At 62.2% G+C, this 23,857-nt stretch carries 24 protein-coding genes and 2 pseudogenes; 10 read left to right on the plus strand and 16 right to left on the minus strand.

All coding sequences use genetic code 11. From position 1 onward, the window contains the following. Positions 1-105: 105 nt before the first annotated feature. Both AC0L2M_RS02245 and AC0L2M_RS02250 read right to left on the minus strand, forming a co-directional pair. Entirely contained in the window at positions 106-1,266 is a 1,161-nt protein-coding gene (locus AC0L2M_RS02245; RefSeq protein ID WP_473533913.1) for a YbfB/YjiJ family MFS transporter, read from the minus strand. Positions 1,267-1,442: 176 nt separating this feature from the next. After that, positions 1,443-1,655: a hypothetical protein gene (locus AC0L2M_RS02250; protein ID WP_128167720.1), complete on the minus strand. Its 213-nt coding sequence runs from the start codon at positions 1,653-1,655 to the stop codon at positions 1,443-1,445. Positions 1,656-1,752: 97 nt separating this feature from the next. Between AC0L2M_RS02250 and AC0L2M_RS02255 the strand changes: the two genes are divergently transcribed. The 5 genes from AC0L2M_RS02255 (at position 1,753) to AC0L2M_RS02275 (ending at position 5,753) form a co-directional block, all read left to right on the plus strand. Next, positions 1,753-2,667 (plus strand): LysR substrate-binding domain-containing protein, encoded by a 915-nt coding sequence (locus AC0L2M_RS02255; RefSeq protein ID WP_128167721.1) that lies wholly within the window; start codon positions 1,753-1,755, stop codon positions 2,665-2,667. Positions 2,668-2,750: 83 nt separating this feature from the next. Next, positions 2,751-4,007: an aminopeptidase gene (locus tag AC0L2M_RS02260; protein ID WP_473533914.1), complete on the plus strand. Its 1,257-nt coding sequence runs from the start codon at positions 2,751-2,753 to the stop codon at positions 4,005-4,007. A 112-nt stretch (positions 4,008-4,119) separates the two neighbouring features. Continuing rightward, the gene (locus AC0L2M_RS02265) at positions 4,120-4,476 is read left to right on the plus strand and encodes a DUF488 domain-containing protein (RefSeq protein WP_236369867.1); all 357 of its coding nucleotides are present in this window, start codon (positions 4,120-4,122) and stop codon (positions 4,474-4,476) included. Between the two features lie 196 nt (positions 4,477-4,672). Beyond that, positions 4,673-4,840, plus strand: coding sequence for a hypothetical protein (locus AC0L2M_RS02270; protein WP_473533915.1), 168 nt, complete (start codon positions 4,673-4,675; stop codon positions 4,838-4,840). 88 nt (positions 4,841-4,928) lie between these two features. Continuing rightward, positions 4,929-5,753 carry an NYN domain-containing protein gene (locus AC0L2M_RS02275; RefSeq protein WP_473533916.1) on the plus strand — a complete coding sequence of 275 codons (825 nt, stop codon included), beginning with the start codon at positions 4,929-4,931 and terminating at the stop codon, positions 5,751-5,753. Positions 5,754-6,120: 367 nt separating this feature from the next. Here AC0L2M_RS02275 and AC0L2M_RS02280 read toward each other — a convergent pair whose 3' ends face one another. The 7 genes from AC0L2M_RS02280 to AC0L2M_RS02310 form a co-directional block, all read right to left on the minus strand. Next, positions 6,121-6,939 (minus strand): hypothetical protein, encoded by an 819-nt coding sequence (locus AC0L2M_RS02280; RefSeq protein ID WP_473533951.1) that lies wholly within the window; start codon positions 6,937-6,939, stop codon positions 6,121-6,123. Positions 6,940-7,285: 346 nt separating this feature from the next. Then, a complete protein-coding gene (locus AC0L2M_RS02285) occupies positions 7,286-7,444 on the minus strand; it encodes a hypothetical protein (RefSeq protein WP_473533917.1) in 159 nt (52 codons plus the stop codon). Positions 7,445-7,486: 42 nt separating this feature from the next. Continuing rightward, on the minus strand, positions 7,487-8,554 hold the full coding sequence (locus tag AC0L2M_RS02290; RefSeq protein ID WP_128171998.1) for an ABC transporter ATP-binding protein: 1,068 nt from the start codon (positions 8,552-8,554) through the stop codon (positions 7,487-7,489). A gap of 31 nt (positions 8,555-8,585) precedes the next feature. Further along, positions 8,586-9,311 carry an SDR family oxidoreductase gene (locus AC0L2M_RS02295; RefSeq protein ID WP_091596091.1) on the minus strand — a complete coding sequence of 242 codons (726 nt, stop codon included), beginning with the start codon at positions 9,309-9,311 and terminating at the stop codon, positions 8,586-8,588. A gap of 71 nt (positions 9,312-9,382) precedes the next feature. Further along, the gene (locus AC0L2M_RS02300; RefSeq protein WP_473533918.1) at positions 9,383-10,888 is read right to left on the minus strand and encodes an ABC transporter substrate-binding protein; all 1,506 of its coding nucleotides are present in this window, start codon (positions 10,886-10,888) and stop codon (positions 9,383-9,385) included. A gap of 58 nt (positions 10,889-10,946) precedes the next feature. Beyond that, on the minus strand, positions 10,947-11,819 hold the full coding sequence (locus AC0L2M_RS02305; RefSeq protein WP_473533919.1) for a carbohydrate ABC transporter permease: 873 nt from the start codon (positions 11,817-11,819) through the stop codon (positions 10,947-10,949). Position 11,820: 1 nt separating this feature from the next. After that, positions 11,821-12,708 carry a carbohydrate ABC transporter permease gene (locus AC0L2M_RS02310; protein WP_031255008.1) on the minus strand — a complete coding sequence of 296 codons (888 nt, stop codon included), beginning with the start codon at positions 12,706-12,708 and terminating at the stop codon, positions 11,821-11,823. A gap of 155 nt (positions 12,709-12,863) precedes the next feature. Here AC0L2M_RS02310 and AC0L2M_RS02315 point away from each other — a divergent pair, with 155 nt between their 5' ends. Further along, positions 12,864-13,784: a sugar-binding transcriptional regulator gene (locus AC0L2M_RS02315; RefSeq protein ID WP_023799422.1), complete on the plus strand. Its 921-nt coding sequence runs from the start codon at positions 12,864-12,866 to the stop codon at positions 13,782-13,784. Between the two features lie 151 nt (positions 13,785-13,935). On the opposite strand, the gene AC0L2M_RS02320 is transcribed toward AC0L2M_RS02315, so the two are convergent. Next, entirely contained in the window at positions 13,936-14,745 is an 810-nt protein-coding gene (locus AC0L2M_RS02320) for an HAD-IIB family hydrolase (RefSeq protein ID WP_473533952.1), read from the minus strand. A gap of 4 nt (positions 14,746-14,749) precedes the next feature. Beyond that, complete coding sequence (locus AC0L2M_RS02325) at positions 14,750-16,078, minus strand: sn-glycerol-1-phosphate dehydrogenase (protein WP_128171995.1); 1,329 nt, start codon at positions 16,076-16,078, stop codon at positions 14,750-14,752. Between the two features lie 140 nt (positions 16,079-16,218). Between AC0L2M_RS02325 and AC0L2M_RS02330 the strand changes: the two genes are divergently transcribed. Next, entirely contained in the window at positions 16,219-17,202 is a 984-nt protein-coding gene (locus AC0L2M_RS02330) for a sugar-binding transcriptional regulator (protein ID WP_473533920.1), read from the plus strand. A 54-nt stretch (positions 17,203-17,256) separates the two neighbouring features. Further along, positions 17,257-18,759: a xylulokinase gene (locus AC0L2M_RS02335; protein WP_473533921.1), complete on the plus strand. Its 1,503-nt coding sequence runs from the start codon at positions 17,257-17,259 to the stop codon at positions 18,757-18,759. 15 nt (positions 18,760-18,774) lie between these two features. Here AC0L2M_RS02335 and AC0L2M_RS02340 read toward each other — a convergent pair whose 3' ends face one another. Together AC0L2M_RS02340 and AC0L2M_RS02345 are read right to left on the minus strand one after the other, a co-directional pair. Then, positions 18,775-19,131, minus strand: coding sequence for an ArsC family reductase (locus AC0L2M_RS02340; protein ID WP_031255011.1), 357 nt, complete (start codon positions 19,129-19,131; stop codon positions 18,775-18,777). A 301-nt stretch (positions 19,132-19,432) separates the two neighbouring features. Then, a pseudogene (locus tag AC0L2M_RS02345) lies at positions 19,433-19,785 on the minus strand (SnoaL-like domain-containing protein). Positions 19,786-19,964: 179 nt separating this feature from the next. Here AC0L2M_RS02345 and AC0L2M_RS02350 point away from each other — a divergent pair. Together AC0L2M_RS02350 and AC0L2M_RS02355 are read left to right on the plus strand one after the other, a co-directional pair. Continuing rightward, positions 19,965-20,231 carry an AbrB/MazE/SpoVT family DNA-binding domain-containing protein gene (locus AC0L2M_RS02350; protein ID WP_128171992.1) on the plus strand — a complete coding sequence of 89 codons (267 nt, stop codon included), beginning with the start codon at positions 19,965-19,967 and terminating at the stop codon, positions 20,229-20,231. A gap of 9 nt (positions 20,232-20,240) precedes the next feature. Then, positions 20,241-20,635, plus strand: a pseudogene (locus tag AC0L2M_RS02355) (type II toxin-antitoxin system VapC family toxin). Positions 20,636-20,645: 10 nt separating this feature from the next. Here AC0L2M_RS02355 and AC0L2M_RS02360 read toward each other — a convergent pair. From AC0L2M_RS02360 to AC0L2M_RS02370, 3 genes are read right to left on the minus strand one after another with little or no spacing between them, the layout of a single operon-like run. Beyond that, the gene (locus tag AC0L2M_RS02360; protein WP_023799430.1) at positions 20,646-21,629 is read right to left on the minus strand and encodes a 2-dehydropantoate 2-reductase; all 984 of its coding nucleotides are present in this window, start codon (positions 21,627-21,629) and stop codon (positions 20,646-20,648) included. Next, complete coding sequence (locus tag AC0L2M_RS02365) at positions 21,629-23,164, minus strand: acyl--CoA ligase (protein WP_128167732.1); 1,536 nt, start codon at positions 23,162-23,164, stop codon at positions 21,629-21,631. Before AC0L2M_RS02365 ends, AC0L2M_RS02360 begins: the two co-directional genes overlap by 1 nt. Continuing rightward, a complete protein-coding gene (locus AC0L2M_RS02370) occupies positions 23,157-23,855 on the minus strand; it encodes a fumarylacetoacetate hydrolase family protein (protein WP_031255013.1) in 699 nt (232 codons plus the stop codon). The genes AC0L2M_RS02365 and AC0L2M_RS02370 overlap by 8 nt, the downstream gene beginning before the upstream one ends. Positions 23,856-23,857: the final 2 nt, after the last annotated feature.

Here is a 23,857-nt window from a genome sequence, read left to right on the forward strand (position 1 = left end):
TCGATGCGCAAATCAGCGGCGTTGCTGTTCAGCGGGCATAAGGTCACACATCGATCGGAATGAAAATGGCCGGTGCGTGATGCCCGGCACCGAGCAAGACCACAATCATGGCGATTTTGGCGCAGCCGACCAGATGACCGCGCCGGAGACAAGCAGCACGGCGGCGGCCACGATCGATGCGAGGAAGAAGTCGCCCGAGGCTTGCGCAAGCAGGCCGGCGACGATCGGACCGATGATCTGACCGAGGCCGAAGGACGCCGTCATCAACGCCAGGATCCGGCGTGGCGCCTGCGGGGCAAGCTGCCTTCCGCTCTGCAAGCCGAGCGCGGTGATGGCGATGAAGGTGCCGCCAAGCAGAAACCCGCCAAGCAGCGGCCCAACGTGTCCGCCCATAGTGACGCTCGCGCTGACCCCAACCACCTCGACGAGGCACCCCCAGGCATAAGCCCGGTAGAGCCCGATCTTTGCCGCGATCTTCTGCCAAAGCCAGACCGATGGAATCCCGGCAAGGCCGGTGACCATCCACACCACGGCCTCGAAGACGCGGCCGCCGCCGCCCTGCCGGACGATGGCGACCAGGAACGTCGCCGTCACGATATAGCCGAAGCCGAACAGCCCGTAGGCGACGATGATCTTCACCAGCGCGCGGTCCTTTGGCAGCGCCGGTTCGCGACCATTGGCGCCGTTGGCGGTCGCAGTGCTGCCGAGCAGCAGCATCACGGCGGCAATGGCGCAGGCCGAGATCGCGGCGGACCAGAACCAGCCCGCCGGCCAGCCGGCCTGTTCGGTGACGAGTATTGCCATCAGCGCCGAGGACGCCGCTATGCCAAGGCCGACGCCGCCGAAATGCAGCGCCTGCAGGTCGTTTCGGCCGACCGCGGCGAGATGGCCGAAAACGATGCTGGACATGAACACCAGGACGAAGGCGCTGGCCACACCGGCAAGAAAGCGGATGACGAGAAAGGCCGCCATCGTGTCGGCCAGGCCCATCAGCCCGGTGAGGACCGCGGTGGCGGCAAGACCGGCCAGCATCAGCAGGCGCTCGCGACCGTGCGCCCAGCCGCCGACGGCTGCGAGCGCGCCAACGAGATAGCCGAGATAGTTGGCGGACGCGATCCAGCCGGCATCGGCCGGCGTCAGGCCAAGTTCCTCCATCATGCCGGGCAGGATCGGCGTGTAGACGAAGCGGCCGATGCCCATGGCGACGGCCAGGGCAATCATGCCGGCGAAGGCGAGGCGCAAAGGGGACGGCGAAGCGGCTTTCATTGCGGTGCACAATAGGTGCACGAGCCGGTGAAACAATCCGCTTGTTGTTGGGCCAGAACGGGTTGCAGCGGCGGACGAGCAGCTTCCAGCCGACCAATATCCGACGTTTGCGATTGGCCGCAGACCACCATGGCTTCGTCATCCCTGGGTCTCCGCGACTCGCTTCGCTCGCATCTTCAGCCGCAGCCGGCCTGCCCGGTGCCGGTCTCGTAGGCAGTGCGCCGGGCCGTCAGCCGGAACGGCACGTCGCCGAGTTCGCGCTCCGACATGGTGTCCAGCACAGGATGCGACAGCGGATCGGTGGCCCATCGGGTGGCTTCGCTTTCTTGCGGCCCGCTTTGCCGCGCGCCGGCAGCGGAAAAGACCCCGAGCAGTGACAAAATCTTCATCGTATTCTTCCTCCACAGGTCTGCTTGTTCCTTAAAATTTGCCGTTCCTCCCCGCATTTCAATTGAGATTTCAACCGTGCTGGTTTAGAAAAACTGTATGGCCATGCTCAACCGCGTCCACCTCAACGGCCTGCGCGCCGTGGAAACCGTCGCCCGCCTGGGATCGCTTTCGGCTGCGGCGAGCGAACTCAACGTGTCCGCCAGCGCCGTCAGCCAGCAGGTCAAGCGGACGGAAGCGCAACTTGGCCAGGCGCTGTTCGAACGAACGGCAAGCGGTCTGGTGCCGACCGAATTCGGCACCGTCTTCACCGCCCGGCTCGGGGCAGGTTTCCGCGAGCTCGCCCAAGCCGTGGCGCTCGCCGACGAGGCCTCCGAATGCACGCTGGTGGTTTCGGTTGCGCCGGCCTTTGCCTCGAAGTGGCTGCTGCCTCGACTGTCATGTCACTTCGCCCGGCATCCGAATGTGCTTTTGCGCATCGACGCCTCGGTGCGGATTGCCGATCTCGATCGCTCGGACATCGACATCGCCATCCGGCTTGGCGACGGCAAATGGCCGGGCGTGCGCGCGCAACTGCTGCTGGCGCAGGAAGTCTTCCCGGTCTGCGCCCCGGTGATCGCCGACAAACTGAAATCGATCGATGATCTCGCCCTGACCTGCGCGATCACCGACGAAAAAGCGATGATCAGCTGGGAAAGCTGGTTCGAGGCGGCCGGGGTGAAGCCGGTCAGCTTCCTCAAGGGCGCGCGCTTCACCGACCCGATGCTGTGCCTGGAATCGGCGATCGCCGGCCACGGCGTCATGCTCGGCTGGCAATTGCTGACGGCTGATGCTCTCGCCGACGGCCGGCTGGTCGCGCCGTTCGGCGTCCGCGCCGAGAGCGGGCTGGGCTACTGGCTGGTGACCTCGGCCAGCAAGAGCGAGAGCCGCAAGGTGCGCGATTTCAAGATCTGGATCCGCGAGGAGATCGAGGCGACGATGGCGCAGTTCGGCGCGCTCGCCGGCGCGGCCTGAGCAGGCCCGGTCGATCACGGTGGAAAGACCGATGGCACCGGTCTATGTAAGAACCAGGCTCCCACATCGCGACAGGCAGGATCATGACCACACATTCGCGCGGCGTTTCCGCAACGATCGACCCGGTGAAGCTCGACAGGCTGGCAGAAGTCGCCATCAAGGTCGGGCTGCAATTGCAACCGGGGCAGGACCTGGTGCTCACATCGTCGATCGCAGCGCTGCCTTTGACGCGGCGGATCGTCGAGCACGCCTACAAGGCCGGCGCCGGCCTGGTGACGCCGATCTTCAACGACGACGAGATGACGCTGGCACGCTTCCGCTACGGCGCCGATGCCGGTTTCGACCACGCCGCCGGCTGGCTTTACGAGGGCATGGCCAAGGCCCTCGCCAACAATGCGGCGCGGCTGGCCGTGCGCGGCGAGGATCCGTCGCTGCTGTCGGCGCAGGATCCGGCGAAAGTGGCGCGCGCCAACAAGGCGAACTCGATCGCCTACCAGCCGGCACTGGAAAAGATCACCGGCTTCGACATCAACTGGAACATCGTCGCCTACCCCGACCTGGCCTGGGCCAGGCAGGTGTTTCCGGGCGACAGCGACGACGTCGCGGTGGCGAGGCTCGCCGACGCGATCTTTGCCGCCTCACGGGTCGATGTCGACGACCCGATCGGCAACTGGAAGGCGCACAATGCGGCGCTTCGCAGCCGCACCGAATGGCTGAACGGCCATAATTTCCATGCGCTGCATTTCACCGGACCCGGCACCGACCTGACCGTCGGCCTGGCCGACGGCCATGAATGGATGGGCGGCGCCTCGACTGCCAGGAACGGCATCACCTGCAACCCGAACATCCCGACCGAGGAGGTTTTCACCACGCCGCATGCAAGGCGCGTCGAAGGCCATGTTACGAGCACCAAGCCGCTGTCGTACCAAGGCACGCTGATCGACGGCATTGCGGTGCGTTTCGAGCAGGGTCGCATCGTCGAGGCCAAGGCCAGCCGCGGCGAGGATGTGCTGAAAAAAGTGCTCGACACCGATGAAGGCGCACGCCGGCTCGGCGAGGTCGCCCTGGTGCCGCATTCCTCGCCGATCGCGGCGAGCGGCCTGCTGTTCTTCAACACGCTGTTCGACGAGAATGCCGCCTGCCATATCGCGCTCGGGCAGTGCTATTCGAAGTGCTTTGTCGACGGCGCCACGCTCACTCAGGACGAGATCGCGGCGCGCGGCGGCAACAAGAGCTTCATCCATATCGACTGGATGATCGGTTCGGACAAGGTCGACATCGACGGCGTCGGCAAGGACGGCGGCCGCGTGCCGGTGATGCGCAAGGGCGAATGGGCTTAGGGGGCGAGTGGGCGTAAGGGCGAGTGGGCGTAAGCAGCCGCCAGCAAGCCGTCATGGCCAGCAAGACGACATGGCCAGCAAGACGACATGGCGGCCAACCCCGGAGTTGGCAATGAAACTCGATATCAGGGTCAAACGCATCTACGAGCCGGCCTCGCCTGGCGATGGGCAGCGGGTGCTCATAGACCGCCTATGGCCGCGCGGCGTCCGCAAGGAAGACGCCGCGCTGACGCTATGGCTGAAGACCATCGCGCCAAGCGATGAATTGCGCAAATGGTTCGGCCACGAGCCGACGCGCTGGATGGAATTCCAGCAGCGCTATCGCGGCGAGCTCGACAGGAACAGCGAGGCGGTCGGCCAGTTGCGCGCCCTGCTCGACAACGGCCGGGTGACGCTGCTCTACGGCGCCCAGGACGAGTTGCACAACAACGCAGTGGCTTTGGCTGATTATCTCAGCCTAAGGGGCTGAGGCACCGCGCTCTGCCTATCTCTCGGGAGTGCGGGATGACTTATCATCTGGCTGCCAACAATCACTCTTACGTCGCAGAGGTCAGCACCGCGCGAAACCAATCTGGGTGTTCCCATCTATGATTCGATAGCGGCCGCAGTCAGTCAGCCAGGCGGGACAAAGGCATTCGTTGGCAACCTTAACGAAGGGCGAGATTATGACCGAAGGGGAAAGAAAGCCGTCTGCTGCCCAAACTGCCGGAAAGAATTGGGGTAAGCTGGTTGCGTGGGCTGTGGTGATCGGCCTCGGCCTGATGGTAGCTTGGGAGGTGTTCCGACGTGTTGCTTTCTTCCTCGCAATCATCACCGGCAACTTCGCTCCATAGCTGGGGCAGGTGTTTCATCATGCCCAGTCGGAGCACGAGCCACTTTCCGGCAGAACAATAGGCAACTCACAGGGGAATAAAGGCGGCGATGATATCAAGGGGGGATCGAGAATACCTTTTCATTGACGGTGGTTGCCTGCGAGCAAGCGTCAGGAAGATTTGTCTGGATTTATTTGGCGATGCGAGCGCCTACCAACCCCACGTCCCAGCGTTGGCAACTGGGTGGTACTCTAAAATATTCTATTACGATGCCGTTCCAGGCAAGGAGCATGAAGAAAACCAGGCCGCATATGAAGCCCGCGTACAGCCGGACCATGATCGGTTTGCGAAAATTCAGGCGCTCGATCGGGTCCACGTTGCCCTCGGGCAAATTGTGGGGGCTGATAGGCGACAAAAGGGCGTCGATGTTCGACTAGCGGTTGATATGATGACCCACGCTTTTCGGGGCAACATATCGAAAGCAACACTGTTTGCAGGCGATTCCGATTTCGTTCCCCTTGTCAAATCCCTGGTCAGTGAGGGTTTGCATGTAACTCTCTGGCATCCACCGCAGGCGAACGCTGACTTGAAGGGTGCGGCGGATAGCACCCGGCTGTTCGATTTTAAGACTAATCATGGTTGTTTTACTGCTGATGGTCAGCACTCAGCATTCCAACTCGGAAGTTCTGGGAGCGGTGGGCATCCTGGGAACGATGGCTTGATCAATTTTGTGACTGTGGGTGGACATGAGTACGCGGGCCGTTGGAAGGGTGGCACTCTGAGAGTCTGGCGACGCGGTGATCCTGGAACCGGTTGGTCCTACGTTGATTTTTTCGCACCTGATGCCAGCTTGGCGAGAGCGCTAACCGCGTTCGATTTGATCTACCCTTGGGATATTGCCGCCGCAGGTGAAGGGTGGATTGTAGCCGACTAGCATTGCATCCGCGCCACCGCCAAAACACGCAACTGCAACACAACAGCAACGAAGCTCGTCGACATCCTTGACGAGGGAAAGGCGCATGCGGCCATGTCGCGCTCAGTGATAGAGGGCTGTCCAAATGAGAAGCCCGAACCACAGAACAAAACCAATAGCGACGCCACGTTTTAGAGTTGGAGTGAGTCCGTGTTTCTCGTATGCCCGCTGTGGATCGATGCGGAAGTCCTCTTGGAATTGGAGTTCAATTCTTTTTTGCGGGCTCAACTCAGTTGGCTCTCTTTTCGACATTTGGTTGCTCCCCCAGACCAGCTCAGCTCAGCCCAATAGCGCGCGCTCTGCCGCTGCCATCTGCCCGCCATCATCACTACCTGATCTGTATATGAATATGGTCGTCGTGGCGGGCGGCGCGGCATCCCTGAAACCGGATATGGCTAACGGTGGTGCCCAGCGCATTCTTAATATGCGGTTCCAGGAAGATCTTATCCAGCCCGAACCTTTCGACGCCTTTCGTGGAAAGCCAATGGAGGGAAAAGGCCGTGCGCCGCTTTTCGATTTGATAGCCGGGAAAGAATGGCTGCAGCCACTCGAGATCCCATCGCGCAGTGATGAAGTCGTTCCTTCCTTCACAGGGCTGTTCGTCGCCCGCCGCCGGTTCCTCGAAGGCAAAATACCCGATCGGGGACCTTGCTACGCCATTCAGGAAGTTGCCTTGCGGGGTCTTATAGTAGAATGCGAGGTCGAGTTTCTTGCCATCGGCATGGGAAAGATGCGGAAGCAGCGGAAAACCGTCCCAAAAGGGGAAGTTTCCATCCAGTGCGACTGTGGCAGTGCCAGGGAATTCGCGGTCCCCATCTTCCGCAAGCGCCGTGACGAGATCATGCATCGGCGGCGCCACGTAGTTGCGGTTGAGCAAGCAATAGATCGGCGACTTCACGACAAGACGGACCTTCTCGTTTGGAAAGCAGGATAGAGGAACCCGCCCGAATATCGGTGCAACAAAACTCGCTGCAAATGCTGTAGCGGCGTAGAAAAGGATGAACATCCCAAATTTTGCTGCGAGGCGCCGCGTGCCCAAAGTGTGGGTTGCGAGCAAAGCCAGAAGATAGGCAAGGCCACCGATCTGGGTCACGATTGTCAGCGCGACAAAGATGAGAAACCGGCAAACGCGAGGTAATGAAAGCATTGATCTAAGTATCGAATTTCCAGTGTTGCGGGACGTTGGATTTGGACGATACCTCACTTGGCCGCCGACACAACGTCCGCTGTTGGGCAGACCTCTTTGCGACCTGGTCCTAGATGGACCAGTCGCCCAGTTGTCGTCCGAGTAGACGTCGAGCATCTCGACCGTTTCGCGCTTGGGGGTGCTCATCATGCCGCCACTTGCAGAGGCACGACGTTCGAAACGCCCCGTGCAGTAATTGCCCCCAGCCCGCATGATCTTGATGCGCTCCCCAAGCATTTCGGCGCGGTCATAGGACTGCTGGGTCTTGGTGCCGACGACGTGCGCAAGGCAAAGCTCGGCGGCATCGTTATCGAACTTGTGCTCCTTCGCCCATGTGCGGAACGAGGCGCGCATGCCGATGCTGGGTGGCGATGCCCTGCAGGGCCAGCAGACCGCCGCGCGAGCGGTTCTTGGTGATCATGTCGTTGAGCGCCGTCTCGCCGACCGCCTGACCCTCAGCGAACACGTAGTCGTTGCCGAGGTCGCATCGACGCCGTCGTCGCTAATCTCAGGCGACACGCAGTTCCGTGGCTGCATCGAAGAGGTGCACCTTGCCCGGCAGCACCGAAAGGTTGATCGCGGCGCCGGCGTTGCGGCGCTCGTCACGCGGCACCACGGCGACGGCGTCGTATCCGGCCACGCGCAAATGAATCTGGACATCGGCGCCGGTCGTTTCGGACAGCACGACCTCGCCCTTGATCTCACCCGTATCCGAAATGCCGAGATCGTGTGGCCGCACGCCCATGATGACTTTTTGGCCTGGTTTTGCCTTGATCTGCGGTGACAGGCCGATCGACACGCCTTCGGCGACGAAGCGAGGACTGCCGCCTGCGGTCTCGACAGCGCCGGCGATGAAGTTCATCGACGGCGAGCCGATGAAATCAGCGACATATTTCGAGTTCGGGCGCTCGTAGACCTCGTCGGGCGTGCCGATCTGCATGATCCTGCCGGCATGCATCAGCACGATCTTGTCGGCCATCGTCATCGCCTCGATCTGGTCATGGGTGACGTAGATCGTGGTTGTGCCGAGACGGTTGTGGAGTTGACGGATTTCCACGCGCATATGCGTGCGCAGCTTGGCGTCGAGATTGGAGAGCGGCTCGTCGAAAAGGAAGACGGCGGCATTGCGCACCATGGCGCGGCCCATGGCGACGCGCTGGCGCTGGCCACCCGACAGTTCCTTGGGATAGCGCCCGAGGTAGGGCGTAAGGTTCAGGATTTCCGCCGCCCATTCGACCTTCTTCCTGATCTCCGCCTTTGGCACTTTCGCCACTTCGAGGCTGAAGCCGATATTGTCGAACACCTTCATTGTCGGATAGAGCGCGTAGTTCTGGAACACCATCGCGATGTCGCGATCGCGCGGGTGAACGTCATTGACCCGCCTGTCGCCGATCAAAAGGTCACCGTTGGTCACGCGCTCGAGCCCGGCTGTCATGCGAAGGAGCGTGGTCTTGCCGCAGCCCGACGGACCAAGAAGCACGACGAATTCGCGGTCGGCAATGCCGAAGGAGATGTCCTTCATCACCTCGACATGGCCGAAATTCTTGGCGATGTTCTTATATTCTACGGTGGCCATTCTCTCTCTCCAGACGCCCGGATACGGGTCGTCAGTATTTCTGCCTGGTCGGCGTGATGACGATTTCCTGCACGAGAGCGTTTTGTGGCAGCTGGTAGGTGTGCAGCATGAGGTCAGCGACGTGCTCCGGGCCGATGCCGCCGCCTATCTTGAGCTTGTTGGCCTTGTAGTTGGCGAGTGTCTGCGGATCGAGGACGCCGCTCAGAACCTCGGTTTCGATCACCCCGGGCGAAAGCACGACGACGCGGACGTCGTAGTCGGAAAGATAGTCGCGCAGCGATTCCGACACGGCGTGAACGAAGAATTTCGTCCCGCAGTAAACCGTATGATCCGGATAGATTTTTCGGCCGGCGATCGAACTCATCATGAACAGCGTTCCATGACGGCGCTCCATCATGCCCGACATCACGGCGTGGACCGAATTCAGCACGCCTTTGGTGTTGATGTCGATCATCTCGTCCCATTCCTCGGGCGGCTGGCGGCCTATGTCGGCGAGACGCGCTATGCCGGCATTGGCAAACAGCATGTCGACCGGTCCGTATTCGGCTTCCGCCTCCTTCACGGCAGCTGCGATCGCGGCGCGGTCGCGGACATCGACCTGCCGAGCCATGCTGTCGGGCAGGTTCAGCGCCTCCATGCGCTCCAGACGGCGGGCCATCATCAAAACAGGGTGGCCGGCGCGCGAAAACGCCTTGGCGACCGCCTCGCCGATACCAGAACTGGCTCCTGTCACTGCTACGAGCTGTTTTCCAGCCATGGCTTTTCCTCAATCGAAAATTGTCGATACGCCGGGCTGGCGGCCCTAGGGCAGCCAGCCCGGGGGAAGACTCAGCCCTTGGCGACGAGATCGTCGACCTGGGTTTTCAGGGCGTCGAGCGACTCCTTGGCCGAGCCCGACTGGCCGGCGAAGTATTTGCCCAGCGCAACCGGGATCGTATCGCTCGAGAGTTCTGCCCACGCCGGCAGGTCGGGCTCGGATCCCATGTAGTTGGCGATGGTGTCGCGCACGACCGGCAAGTGGCGGGTCGTGCCGGCGCCTACACGCGCATTGGCCAGCACGCGCGGATCGTCATAGACGCTGGTGCGCGTTGGCCCGGTACCGCCGCCCAGAACGGTTATCAGCGCCTGGGTGTCGGCTGAGGTCGCCCACTGCATGAAAATCCAGGCGGCGTCCGGGCTCTTCGAGTATTTCGATACCGCGAGCGAAGAGCCGCCCTGGTGACCAACGCCCGGAATTTCGCCGAACCCGGTCTGCTCGACGGTGCGCAGCGTCGCGGCAGGTTTCGGCGGAACCATCGCTTCCATCAGGCCCGAGACCTTGGAGGCCTTGGGATCGTCGAAGAACGGGAAGAACTCGCCCCAGGACAGCATCGAGGCGGCGACGCCCTGGCCGACCGACTGGCCCTCACCATCCCATGTCCAGCCGTCGACGCCGGGCGGCATCGTCGCCTTGAGCTTGTCCCAGTAGGCCATGGCGGCCAAGCCGGCGTCGTCATTGCCGGTGAACTTGCCGTCGGGGCCGAAAATCGAACCGCCATGGCCCCAAAGCCAAGCCGTCCAGTCGCATTCGAGGCTGTAATGGCCCGATTTCATCTGGCCGCTGGTGCCGTACATGTTCGGGCCCTTGGCGTCGGTGATCGCCGCAGACGCCTTCAGCAAATCGTCCAGCGTCGCCGGAGGCGGCAGCTTGAGCTCGTCCCAGACGTCCTTGCGGTACTGCATGATGAAGATCGGGATGTCGTAGGGCACGCCGACCATGCGGTCCTCGTACATGGCGATACCGTCGACGAGCGGCTTCAGGAAGTCGTCGATGTTGTAGTTCGGCATCGCCAGGTCGGCGTTTTTGAGCTGCTCGCGCGGATCGAAGACGTCCTGGCTGAAGCTCGCCGCCCAGCTCTGGTCGATATAGTAGAGGTCGTAAGTGCCGAGACTCGAGGCCACGTCGAGCGTCAGCTTCTGCAGCACCTGCTCGAGCGGCAGCACTTCGATCTCGACCTTGATGCCGGTAGCCTCCTCGAAATACTGCTTGAGCTGCGTGGCGATGGCATTCGACGGCGGCGTCGATTCGGTGGCGAGACGGAGCGTCGTTCCGGCAAAGGGCTTGCCGACATCCGAGAGCCATTTGGTGATTTCGGCGCTGGGCTTCAGTTCCTGTTCCTGAGCCGATGCCTGGTTGATGCCGTAGAACGGGCGCCGTCCCAGGCCCATGCCGAGCGCGCCGGCGCCGAGGCCGAGAATGCTTGCTGCGCGAAGAAACGAACGGCGGTCCATCTGTCCGCGAACGAAGCGGTCGGTGACAGAGGCAAGATGCGTCTTTCTGATGCTGTCTTTCATTGTCTACTCCTCCGGTTTAATTCGCGATTTCTCAAGGCTGCGAATTCGAGCCTCCCATCTAGTGTTTCAACGATCCCATCGTGAGACCGCGCACGAGGTGCTTCTGAACCAACAGAATGAAGATGAATGCGGGAATGATGGAGGCGGCGCCAAGCGCGGCCATGTTGCCCCAGGCGGTGCCGATCGACGTGACGAAGGTCGACGAGACGACAGGCACGGTCTTGAGCGAGGTGGTGGTCAGGGTCAGCGCAAACAGGAATTCGGTCCAGCTGAAGATGAAGCAGAGCACCGCCGTGGCGGCGATGCCGCCCTTGGCCATCGGCAGCACGATCCTGCGAAAAATCATGAAGCGGCTGGCGCCATCGACGATCGCGCTCTCGTCGATCTCGGAAGGAATGTCGTCGAAGAAGCTCTTCATCAGGAGGACGGCGAGCGGCAGGTTCATCAGCGCGTGGATCAGCACCATGCCGGTATAGGTGTCGATGAGACCGAAATTCTTGTAGATGAAGAACATCGGCACCGCGACCGCGACGGGCGGCATCATGCGCGTCGACAACACCCAGCCGACGAAACTGTGCCGGCCGCGGAAGTTCATGCGCGACAGGGCATAGGCGGCAAGCGTGGCGATGGCGACAGCGAGCACGGTCGACAGCGTCGCGATGACAATCGAATCCCAGACGCGGGGCGCCATGTAGAAATTGCCGCCGCCCGGCGTCACGGTGATGCCGCCGCTGCCCAGCGAAATCCCGAACACCTTCTGGAAATTGTCGAAGGTCGGCGTGAAGGCGAACAGTTTCGGCGGCCGGTTGAAGATGTCGTTGCCGTGTTTGAACGCCACCGACGTCCAGTAGTAGATCGGAAAGAAGAAGATCGCGACCACAACCCAGGCGGCGATGGTGCGAAGCATGCGGGTCGAGAAGGAGCCGTTCATTCTACCACCTCACCTTGGCGATACGGATGAAGAGGTTGGCAATGACGAGGATGATCACCAGGGTGACGAGGCTGAGCGTGGCTCCATAGCCCCATTTTACGAAGCTGAACGTCTGCTGCCATGCATAGAGGGACAGCGAGTAGGTCGACGCTCCCGGCCCGCCGGAGGTCATGACGAAGACGTAGTCGAAAACCCGGAACAGATCGATGCCGCGGACCAGCACGGCGATGGCGATCACCTTCGACATCATCGGCAGGGTGATGCGCCGGAAGATCTGGAACGACGAGGCGCCGTCGATCATCGCGGCCTCGTAAGGCTCCGGCGGCAGCGCCCTGAGACCGGCGAGGAAGATGAGCACCATGAACGGCGTCCACTGCCAGATTTCCGCGACGAGAACGCCGGCAAGCGCGGTCGACGCGGTGGCGAGGATGGGGTTGTTCGAATTGAGCAGTCCGATCGACTGCAGGAGATAGCTGATCACGCCGAACTGCGGATCCTCCATCAGCAGATACATCATGCCGACAATGGCTGGCGGGATGACGAGCGTCATCGTCAGCACGCCGCGCAGGAATCCGAAACCGAAGCCGTCGCTGTCGAGGAGCAGCGCGATCGCCATGCCGAGCACCAGCTCGAAGATCAGCGCGATGGCGAAATAGGTGAAGGTGATGACGAGCGACTGCCAGAACCGCGTGTCGTTCCACAGCTGCACCCAGTTTTCCGTTCCGACGAATTCGAGCGCCCGCCGGCGCGGGACGAACTCATGGAAGCTCAGCCAGATGTTGTAGATGAGAGGATAGACGGTGAAGACAAGCAGGATCGCCACCAGCGGCAGCAGCCAGGGCAGCGGGTGATCCGAAATGACGAAACGTCTGGCTTGGGCAACCCGCACGCGTTCCTCCCGAACCGCTTCGTTTTGCGATGCACAAATGTTCATATCTTGTGCATTTGTTCAAATGCTATATCGTCGCCCTGTCTGTGGCAAGCACTTGTTGGCCGGCTACAGCGGCATTCGGATGGGTGCGCCACAAGCATCGGAGGACCCTCATGACGTCGATCGGTCTGCTGGCACGGGTTGCCCATCAGTATTTCGTGCTGGGCGAAACGCAGCAGGCCATCGCCGAGCGGCTGCAGATCAACCGCACCAAGATCCACAGGCTGCTGGCGGAGGCGAAGGAGCGCGGCATCGTCTCGATCCGCATCAATGCCGGGACGTCCCAGGCGCTCGAAATGGAAGAACAGCTCAGGCGGAAGTACCGGCTCGACATATGCAGCGTCACACCTGATGACACCGGGTCGGAACTCGGGCTCTCCGAAGTGATCGGCATCTATGCCGCGCAGACCGTCGAGACGCTGCTCAGGGATGACATGACGGTCGCCATGGCGTGGGGCCGAACCATGCGATGGCTCGCTTCCAACATCGAGCCGGTGGCGCTCAGAAACGTTACCGTCGTACCGCTTCTCGGCTCGCTGTCGCGCCGGTCGTCGATCGACAAATACGACGCGGCCGCCGTCTTTGCCCAGCGCACCCAGGCCGAATCCTACTATCTCCCCGGACCCATCATCTGCGACAGCCGTGAAAGCCGTGAGACGATCCTGCAGCAACCGAGCGCGCGCGAGGTTATCCAGAAGGCGCTGAACGCCGACCTTGCGCTGATGAGCGTCGGCGGCACAACCAGTTCGACGCTGCGGAGCGTCGGTTACATGACCGACGAGGAATTCGACGATATCCTGAGACTGAAGCCGATCGGGAACTTTCTCGGCTATTTCTTCGACCGGGACGCCGAACTCATCGACCATCCCGTCAACGAGCGCATTGTCGGGGTCTATCCTCGCGACACGCTGAACATTCCCAAGCGCATCCTCGTTTCCGGCGGAAAGAACAAGGTCGGCATCATGACCAAGCTCTTGGAAAAGGGATTCTTCACCGGCCTCATCACCGACCAGGGGACGGGCAGTTCGCTGTGACCGGCCGGGGTTGCGGCGGCAGCCGAAGCTGCCGTGCGATGTTGCCTGGCGCATCGCGCCCGCTTGCCTAAGCCGTCCCTGGTTCGGTTCCATCGCCTGCAGAACATCCTTTTTTGCGTCTATTGCAGTCCGCATTTTTCGCGCCCGCCGATCAGCCCAATCCCGACCTCCGGTTCGCCAGGATCATATCGGCAATCTCGACGAAGCCGCGGCCACCCCGCGACCTGGCGACGAAAGCGGGTTCGGCGTCGATCTGTCCCTGGAAATCCTCCACATTCGCGACCCCGAACGCGTTCGGAAAGAACCCGAACATCGGGGCGTCGTTCGGGCTGTCTCCAACGAAAGCATAGGCCTGCCTTTCAGCATCGAGATCCGTTCCCAGCCTCTCGCTTGCAAAGCGGCGCGTCATCGCCAGCTTGTCGTATCGGCCAAACCAGCCGTTCACATGGATCGACGAAATCTTGGCGACAGCGCCAGCCTCCTCGAAAATCTGCTTGATGCGCCTGGCATCGGACAGCGGCAGCGCCGGAACATCCTCGCAAAAGTCGATGGCCAGGTCGGCTTCGCGATATTGCTGGTCGGCGGATACTGCCGAACCCGGCACCTCCTGGACAATGCGCTTTTCCAGTTCGGTGAGCCTGCGCCTGTTTTCCCGGCGTTCGTCAGCGCTTGCCGCGAAAACCCGGATCATCTTTCGCGTTGCCTGATCATAAGCGAAATAAAAAGCGCCATTTTCGCCGACCACGCCGGTGACCGGCCAGAACCGGGCAATCATGTCGCACCAGCCTGCCGGTCTCCCGGTAATGGGAGCAACGACAAGGCCCGCCTCGTGCAGGCGTTCGAGCGCACGGTAGGCGTCGGCCGGAAGACGACCCTCAGTGGTCAAGGTGTCGTCGATATCGCAGAAGACGCCGCGAATGCGCGATGCAGTTTCGGGTCCGAATTCGGCGAGGTCGCGCATCCGGTCAGGCTTCCCCACGCGCAAAATCCTCCAGCATTCCTGCATCCGCAGCAATGTCGAGGAACGAGAAGCGATTGCGCATCTCCCGGCAATGAACGACGGCTTCGCGATAGAAATCGGCCGGCGTGCCCAATTCGCCCGCTGAAATCGGCCCGCCGGTCGATTTCAGCAGGCGCTGCATCTCGTCGACAGGCACCATGAATTGCTTGAGCTCCTGCCTGAGTGTCGGCCAGAGCTCCTGCAACCGCTCGTTGAATGCCGCGGCGGAAGTCTCGTCGAAGGCCTTCTTCTTCAGTTCGTCGAGACATTGTGCGGCGACAGCCGGGCCCATGCGACGGATCATGTCGTCAGGATCGATCTTCGTCGCCTTCACCAACGGCGGCTTGTCGCTTGCAAGCATTGCCTGCTGCAATCGCGCCATGGTGAGCGAAGCGACGCCGACCTGGGTGCCGTGCAGCGTGCCGGGGTGACGCTCGCCGGCGAAACAGTCGATGTAGTGCGATATCTGATGCTCGCCCATGGAACCGTGATTGGAGACGCCGGTGAAGGAAATTCCGAGACCGCAGAGCGTCAGCACGCGATAGAGGTAGCCATTGGCCTCGATGTCGTGTTCGGCAAGCTTTGCCGCACGCTGGTTGAGCGCCGCCTCATCCTTTTCCTGGATGAGAAACGGGACCTGATGGTAGGCCGTGCCAAGCAGGCGGTGCGACATCCACCAGTCGATCTGGGCGACCGAGCGGCAAAGGCAGTCACCGAACCCCGCTGCCGACAGATAGGTCGGGGCGGCAGCGGAGACGCCAAGATCGACGAAAAAGCCTGATGGGGCGTGGGAAGGCAGCGATACCTTCAGGCCGCTTTCAAGTGTGATGGACGCAGTCGTCGATGTGTAGCCGTTCATCGAACCGGCCGTCCCGAACACGCAATAGCGCCGTCCATTCCTTCCGGTGACGAACTTGCAGAGATCGTTGATCGTCCCAGAACCGACCGCGACCACAGCGTCTGCATCGGCGAGTTTGACGGCCAGGCTTTCGACATTGGCCATGTCGGCATGTGGGTGATCCAGGATCACCACATCGACAGGGCCGAGCGTCTTCAGTTCGCGCGCAACGCGCTCGCCAAGCGCATCATAGGTGGCGCCATCCGCCACGACCGTGAACCGTTCGCCCAGATCGAGCTCCGAAACGAGATCGGCCGCCCGCCCTTCGAGGCTTTCTTCAATGACAATCCGGTCATACGGGACCACCGCCTTTTTCCCGGTCTCCGGGTTGGTCCAGCGCCCGTCCAGAATGTCGTCGATTAACGTCGTCCAGTATCCGGCTGCCGGATTCGTCATGGCGTCCTCATTCTGGGGCAACCCTCTAATCGAGGCGGAGGAGCGTTGCGTCATTGAACAATAGTCATCTATCTCTGTCTTTTGTCAAGCATTCGCCCGCGACGCTTGACTTCGTTCTGCAAACCTGCGGAAAAAGGGACATGAATGCCAACGCCGACATCGACATGGTCCGACCATCTGGGCTCTCGGCACTGCCGCCCGAATTCGACAGCGCGGTGGCGTGGGCTGCCTGGCTCTACTATGTCGACCAGCTCAACCAGAGCGATGTGGCCAAGGTCATGAACGTCTCCAGGGCGAGCGTGGTGCACTATCTGCAGGAGGCACGCGAAAGCGGACTTGTCGCCGTGCAGGTCGATCACGACGCTTTTGCCCGCACCTTGACCTCGCGGCGTCTCATGGAAAAATACGGGCTTCGCGGCGCCGCGGTTATCCCCGACCTTGATCCAAACGATGCCGACCGCCGCATCGGCGAAGCGGCAGGACGGCTGCTGGCGTCGATGGTCGATCCGGGCGACACGATCGGCGTTGCCTGGGGAAAAACGGTGCTCGCTGCCGCCCGCTCGATCCCACGACTACGGCATGATCGGAACCTCACCGTCGTCCAGCTCTCGGGAAGCTCGATCGGCACCAGCGATTTCTCGCCGGAATTCTGCACCTCGCTGATGGCCAACCGGCTCGGCGCCCGCTGCATAAACCTGCTTGCCCCGGCGATCGTCTCCACCGACGAACTGCACGACCAACTCATGCAGGAGCCGATGCTCGTCAACCAGTTCCGCATGATCCATGCCGCCGGCAAAGTCATCTTCGGGATCGGCGATATCGGGCCGGAGAGCACCTATGCCCGAGCCGGGATATCGGATGCCACAGCACTTGCCGGCATGATCGAGCAGGGCGCGCTCGGCGTCATCATCGGGCGGTTCATCGACGCCCAAGGAGCCCCTTTCGCAACACCGCTCGACGGACGCACCGTCGGCATCACGCTCGATGAATTGAAAGCGGTGCCGGTCCGCATCTGCGCCGCCGGTGGCGCCCGCAAGATGGCGGCGATCAGGGCCGGGCTCGGCGGCGGATATGCGACACATTTTGTCACCGACATGGCCACCGCGAACAGTCTCTTGGAATAACCGGCACTTGGACCAACCAGCACCGGTGGAACTCATCGTCTCGGGAGGACAATCATGGGCAGCAGCGACGGACCTCTTGTCGTCGGCCTCGACAGTTCCACCCAATCCTGCAAGGCGATTGCCTGGAGCCGGGACGGACGAGCCGTGGCGGAAGGCCGGGCGCCGCTCGAACTGATGAAGCCGAGGCCGGACTATGTCGAGCAGGATGTCACCGACTGGTGGCAGGCCGCAACAGCGGCGCTGCGACAGCTTGTCGACGCGGTCGACGCGACACGCATCGCCGGGATCGCGATCTCCAACCAGCGCGAGACCGTTGCCCTCATCGACGGCGCCGGCGCGCCGATCGGACCCGCCAGCCTGTGGCTCGATGAACGCGCCGCCGGGCTGGTCGACCGTTTCGCGGCGGAGATCGGCCGTGAGCGACTGCACCAGATCACCGGTAAGCCGATCGACGTGACGCCGGTCGTCTATCGCCTGAAATGGCTGCGCGAGAACGAGCCGGAACGGTTGGACCAGGCGAACAAAATCCTCGACGTGCATGGCTATCTGACGCTGAGACTGACGGGAACGCCAAGCGCGAGCTGGACCAGCGCCGATCCGTTCGGTCTCTTCGACATCTCGCGCAAGGCATGGTCGCAGCCGATCCTCGATCATCTCGGCATCAAATCGTCGCAACTTCCCAATGCGGTGCGGTCCGGCACGCGAGTCGGGACTGTTCATGCCGCAGCCGCCGCCGCAACCGGCCTTTCGGAAGGAACCCCGGTGATTGCCGCCGGCGGCGATGGGCAATGCGCCGGGCTCGGCGTCAATGCCATGCGCGACGGCGTCGTCTATCTCAATCTCGGAACCGCGATCATCGCGGGAATCTGGTCGCCAGAACCGGTGGTCGGCGCCTTCTGGCGCACCATGACCTCGCCAACCGGCGATGGCTATTTCCTCGAGGCCGTGCAGCGGGCGGGTGTCTATTTCGTCAACTGGTTCGTCGACATGTTTGCCGGCGGGCGCTCCGATCCGGCGATCTTCGACCGCCTCGAAAGGGAAGCGGCGGCCGTGCCGATCGGCGCGGACGGACTTCTCGCCGGCACCACCCTGGTCGGCTGCATGGACCCGCACTGGGATCCGAGCGCACGCGCCAGCTTCATCGGCATGCACCCCTCGCACACGCTCGGTCATTTTTATCGTGCAGGGCTCGAGGCAATGACGCTGCAAACCGCCCGGGCTCTCGAAGAGATGCGCAGCCATGGTCTTTCGCCGGCGCAAATGGTGGCGATCGGCGGCGGCGCCAACAGCAGGCTTTGGACAAAGATGATTGCGGACGCGACCGGGATCGCGATCCATAAGGGTCACAATGCCGAAGCCTCCTCGCTCGGCGCAGCGATCAGCGCGGCGGTCGGCATCGGATGGTTCGAAAGTTTTGCTGAGGCTGCGGATGCGATGACGAGCATTGCCGAGACAATCGAGCCCGACCCCAGCTGCCGCGCAGCGTGGGACGCGCTCTCGGCCAGGCAGGCCAAGGTCTTTTCCGCTACCCAATTCGCCTGGCGAACTGGAGCGTGAAAAGCGTCCGTCCGGCTACTTCAACCCACCTACCGCCTGCTGATAGACATCAGGCTTGAAGCCGACGAGGATACGATCGCCGAGATCGAGGACCGGCCGCTTGATCATCGTCGGTTTGGCCAGCATCAGCGCCTTGGCCTTCCTCTCGTCGAGGCTCAGCCTGTCCGTGTCCGACAGTTCGCGAAACGTCGTGCTCGACTTGTTGAGCAGGGTTTCCCAGCCGACCTTGCTGGACCAGCCGTCGAGCCTATCCGCCTCCAGCCCCTCGACCCTGTAGTCGTGAAAACGATAGGCGACATCGTGGCTTTCCAGCCAGATGCGCGCCTTTTTGATCGTGTCGCAATTGGTGATGCCGTACATGGTGATCGTCAATATTTTGGCCTCGGGCTGGTCGCTCATCGAATCAGCCGCACCCTAAACCACCGTTCAAGCATTGCCAGCCCCGCAGGCATGTGACGCGAGGAGACGACATGACCGTGGCAACAAACCTGCACTCCACCAGCCAGCAGTCGATCGACCGTGTCTTCCGGGCGCTTGCCAATCCAACGCGGCCGCCGAGCTGTCGAGCGACTGAACAGAAGCCCCGTCTCGGTCAGCGAGCCAGCTCAGCCGTTCGATATGGCCTGCCCTCCTTGGTCGAGCATCTCAGGGTTCTGGAAATCCGGTTTCAGCCTCAATAATAGAAGCGCTCTTCGGCAATTTTGCCGTTCTTGACCGTGTACAGACCAACCTCATCCATGCTGACACGCTCGCCTGTAGCCTTGGGCGTTATGTCAAACTTGAAGCGCACTGCGAACTGGTCGCCGTTGACATATGGGCCCTCGACCGAGCCGTCATGAATTCGTTGTTCTCCTCCCACCACTGGCCCTTCTGCTTCACGGCCTCCTTGCCATTGCAGACCGCCATCGGCCCTTCCATTGCTTCGTAGCTGACGATGTCGTCGGCCTTGTACTTTTCAGCCGCAACATCGTTCTGACCTTGCTTGAGCAGATCTGTGAAATCCTTGGCAATTTCCGCGGTGGTCATATGATCCTCCTGTTCAGGCTAATGGCCTGCAATTGTCGCCGCTTTTGATGCGACGAAGGCGTGAAACAAAACAGGAACAAACTGGAGCATCAAGTGGAGATCGAGTCGGCCGGGTAAGGCCGGTGCTCGTATGTAATGCGCTTTTGCATTACGTTTGCTGCCAATCAGAAGATTCTGCCATGACGACACTGACCGTAACGGCACGGGGGCAGGTCACTTTTCGGAAAGAAGTGCTTCAACACCTCGGCATCAAGCCAGGAGATAAAATCGAACTGGATTTGCTGCCGTATGGCCGCGCAGACCTAAAGGCATCGCGGCCGATGGGATCGTTTCGGGACCTTCATGGCTTCCTGAAAGGGAAGACGAATGGCCAAGCCCTCACTATTGAGGAAATCAATGAGGCAATTGCCGAGGCTGGTGCCGCCACCGGGACGGGCAAGGAATGAAGATCAAGGCTGGATACGAATGTTCCGCTCCGCGCCTATGTGGCTGACGACGCCAAGCAGGCGAGTGCCGCTGTCGAGTTGCTGGCAAGTGCTGAAATCGTGGCTGTAAGCTTACAGTCCCTTTGTGAATTCACTTGGGTCTTGGCGCGCCAATACAAGACTGCCTGTGAAGACATTTCCGCCGCGATCCGTGCCCTGCTGAACACGGAAAATGTCGTGGTCAATCGACCCGCAGTTGAAGCTGGCCTATCGGTCCCTGATGCTGGCGGTGATTTTGCTGATGGTGTGATTGCCTATGATGGAGCTGGCTAGGCGGGGAAGTCTTCGTTTCCTTTGACAAAAAGGCTGTGAAGCTTCTTTCTTCACAAGGGCGTTCCGCCCACCTCCTCAAGGCGAGCGCCTGATAAAAATGTCTCATACCAGATAGCAGCCGCGCTCGATGGCGAGGCGGCGCACCAGCGCCAGCACGCTGTCGATGGTCGGCGTCGGCTGGCCGGTCAGCCGGCCGAGTTCCTGGACCGCCGTCACCAGCGCGTCGATCTCCATCGGCCGGCCACGCTCCAGATCCTGCAGCATCGAGGTCTTGTGCTCGCCAACGTCGCCGGCACCCTTGATGCGGCGGTCGACCGAGATCGGGAAACGAACGCCGAGGCTTTCGCCGATCGCCTGCGCCTCCAGCATCATGGTGCGGGCAAGCGCGCGGGTGGCCTCGTCGGCAGCGATTGCCGCAAGCGTGCTGCCGGTCAGCGCGGAAATCGGGTTGAAGGAGAGATTGCCCCACAGCTTCACCCAGATCTCGCTGCGGATGTCGTCGCGAACCGGCGTCTGCAGCCCCGCCGCAACCATCTCCTCGGCAAGCCGCGTGACACGCTCGCTCTTCTCGCCCGAGGGCTCGCCGAGCGAGAACCGCTTTCCCTCGATATGGCGAACCAGGCCGGGCGCATCCACCTCGGCCGCGGGATAGACGACCGAGCCGATGACGCGATCCGGCCCAAGCCGGTCCCAGATCACCCCGCCGGGATCCACCGCTTGCAACCGCGTGCCTTCGAGCGGCCCGCCGATCCTGTGGAAATACCACCACGGCACGCCATTCTGCATGGTGACGACGGCCGTTCCCTCGCCCAGCAGCGGCGCGATCTGGTCGAGCGCTGGTGCGACCGAATGGGCCTTGAGCGCCAGCACGACATAGTCCTGGACGCCTAGCTCCTGCGCCTGCGCGGCGGCCCTGACCGAGGCGACGGCTTCATGACCGTCTTCGATCAGGCGAAGACCGGCCGTCCTGATCGCGTCGAGATGCGCGCCGCGCGCCACGATCGACAGATCGACGCGGCCGGCCATGGCAAGCTTGGCCGCGAGATAGCCGCCGATCGCGCCAGCGCCAAAAATGCTGATCCGCATTATCCCAGCCCAGGTTTGGCAAGACCGAGTTTGGTCGCGAGGCCGATGCGCTGCAGCTTTCCGGTCGCGCCCTTCGGGATTTCGTCCAGGATCAGGACAATGCGCGGCACCTTGAAGTCGGCAAGCCGTGTCGCGGCAAAGCTGCGGATGTCGCCTTCTGTGGCGGCCATGCCCTCGCGCAGCACGATCGCAGCCGCGACCTCCTCGCCGAGCTTGTCGTGCGGCGTGGCGAAGGTGACGACCTGCGCCACCGCCGGATGGTCCATCAGCACGTCGTCGACCTCGAGCGGCGAGATCTTCTCGCCGCCGCGGTTGATGATCTCCTTGAGCCGGCCGGTGACGCGCAGATAGAAGTCTTCATCGAGCACGCCCTGGTCGCCGGTATGAAACCAGCCATGCGCAAAAGCCGTGGCATTGGCGTCCGGATTGTTCTCGTAGCCCGCGGTGACATTAGGCCCGCGAATGACGATCTCGCCGGTGTCACCGGGCTGCAGCAATCGCCCGTCCGGCGCCATCACCGCCACCTCCGGTCCGGCGGCGGCGCCGACGCTGCCCGGCTTGCGCAAGCCAGGCGGCAGCCGGTTCGAAGCCATCTGGTGCGCGGCCTCGGTCATGCCGTAGGATTCGATCACCGGGCAGCCGAAGGTCGCCTCAAGCTCGGCCATCACTTGCGGCGGCAGCGATGCCGAGGACGAGCGGATGAAGCGTAAGGGCGCCACCGCCAATGCCTCGGCATTGCGCGTTGCGCGCGGCAGTATCGCCTGATGCATGGTCGGCACGGCCGTGTACCAGCTCGGCCGCGCCTCGCCCAGCCAATGGAAGAAGCGCAGGGCGTTGAAACCCGGCGTGCAGAAGACGCTGCCGCCGGCGGCGAGCGAGGACAGCACCGCCGCGATCAGCCCATGAATGTGGAACAGCGGCATGATGTTGAGGCAGCGATCACCGGCCGTCAGGCCGAGCGTCGCGCCGATATGGGCGGCCGAGGCGGCGAGATTGGCGTGGCTGAGCGGCACCAGCTTGGGCCGTGACGTGGTGCCGGACGTGTGCAGCAACAGCGCGATGTCGCCGTCTTCAGCCAGGTCGGGCGAAACAGACGGACCAACCGGTTTGCCCTTGATCTCAAAACTGCCGGCTGGTGCGTCACGCAGTGCCGTGAGCCTGAGCACCGCTATGCCGAGGCGCTCGGCCACGGTCACCGCCGGGCCGCTTTCGTCTTCGGCGACGAGGATCGCCTTGGCGCCGATGTCGGTCAGATAGAAATCGAGCTCGTCGGCCCGGTAGGCCGGATTGAGCGGCGCCGTCGACGCCGCCGCCGCCACTGCGACAAAGGCCGTCGCCATCTCCGGCCCGTTCGGCAGCACGATGGCCACCCGGTCGCCACGGCCGAGGCCCAGTGCATGCAATTGCGCTGCCGTCTCGGAGATCAGGCGGCGCAGTCCGCCATGCGCGAGCGTGATCCTGTCGGGTGCCGAAATCGCCGGCGCATCGTCGGCCCCGGCGGCAAGCCGCTCAATGATCGAGGCCGCTTCAGACAACGCGAACCTCTAGGTCGCCGACGCCATCGATATGACCGCGAAGAACATCACCGCGCACGACCGCGCCGACGCCCGCCGGCGTGCCGGAAAGAATGATGTCCCCCGGCATCAGCGTGAAGAGCCCTGAGAGATAGCTGATCATTTCCGGAACCTTCCAAATCATCTGGTTGAGGTCGCCGGTCTGCTTTCGCTGACCATTGACGTCCAGCCAGATCGCGCCCTGGCTGGGATGGCCGGTCGAGCTTGCCGGAACCAATGGCGTGCATGGCGCCGATGCCTCGAAGGCCTTGCCGACCTCCCATGGACGGCCCATGTCCTTCGCCTTCCCTTGCAGGTCGCGCCGCGTCATATCGAGACCTACGCCATAACCGAACACGCAGTCCAGAGCCTTTTCGACCGGGATGTCGGTACCGCCGCTCTTCAGCGCCACGACCATTTCGATCTCGTGATGAACATCGTTAGAGGCCGGAGGGTACGGAAATTCTCCTGTCGTATCGAGGTTGTCGGGGTTCTTCTGGAAGAAGAATGGCGGCTCCTTGTCGGGGTCGTGTCCCATCTCGACGGCATGCGCGGCATAGTTCCGCCCGACGCAATAGACCCGGTGCACCGGAAACAACTTGTCGGTTCCCGCCACCGGGATGCTCGGGATTGCGGTCGGTTCGATGACGTAGCTTGAAGTCGTGCCGTGCATGT

The organism is Mesorhizobium sp. WSM4806 (genome assembly GCF_055811635.1).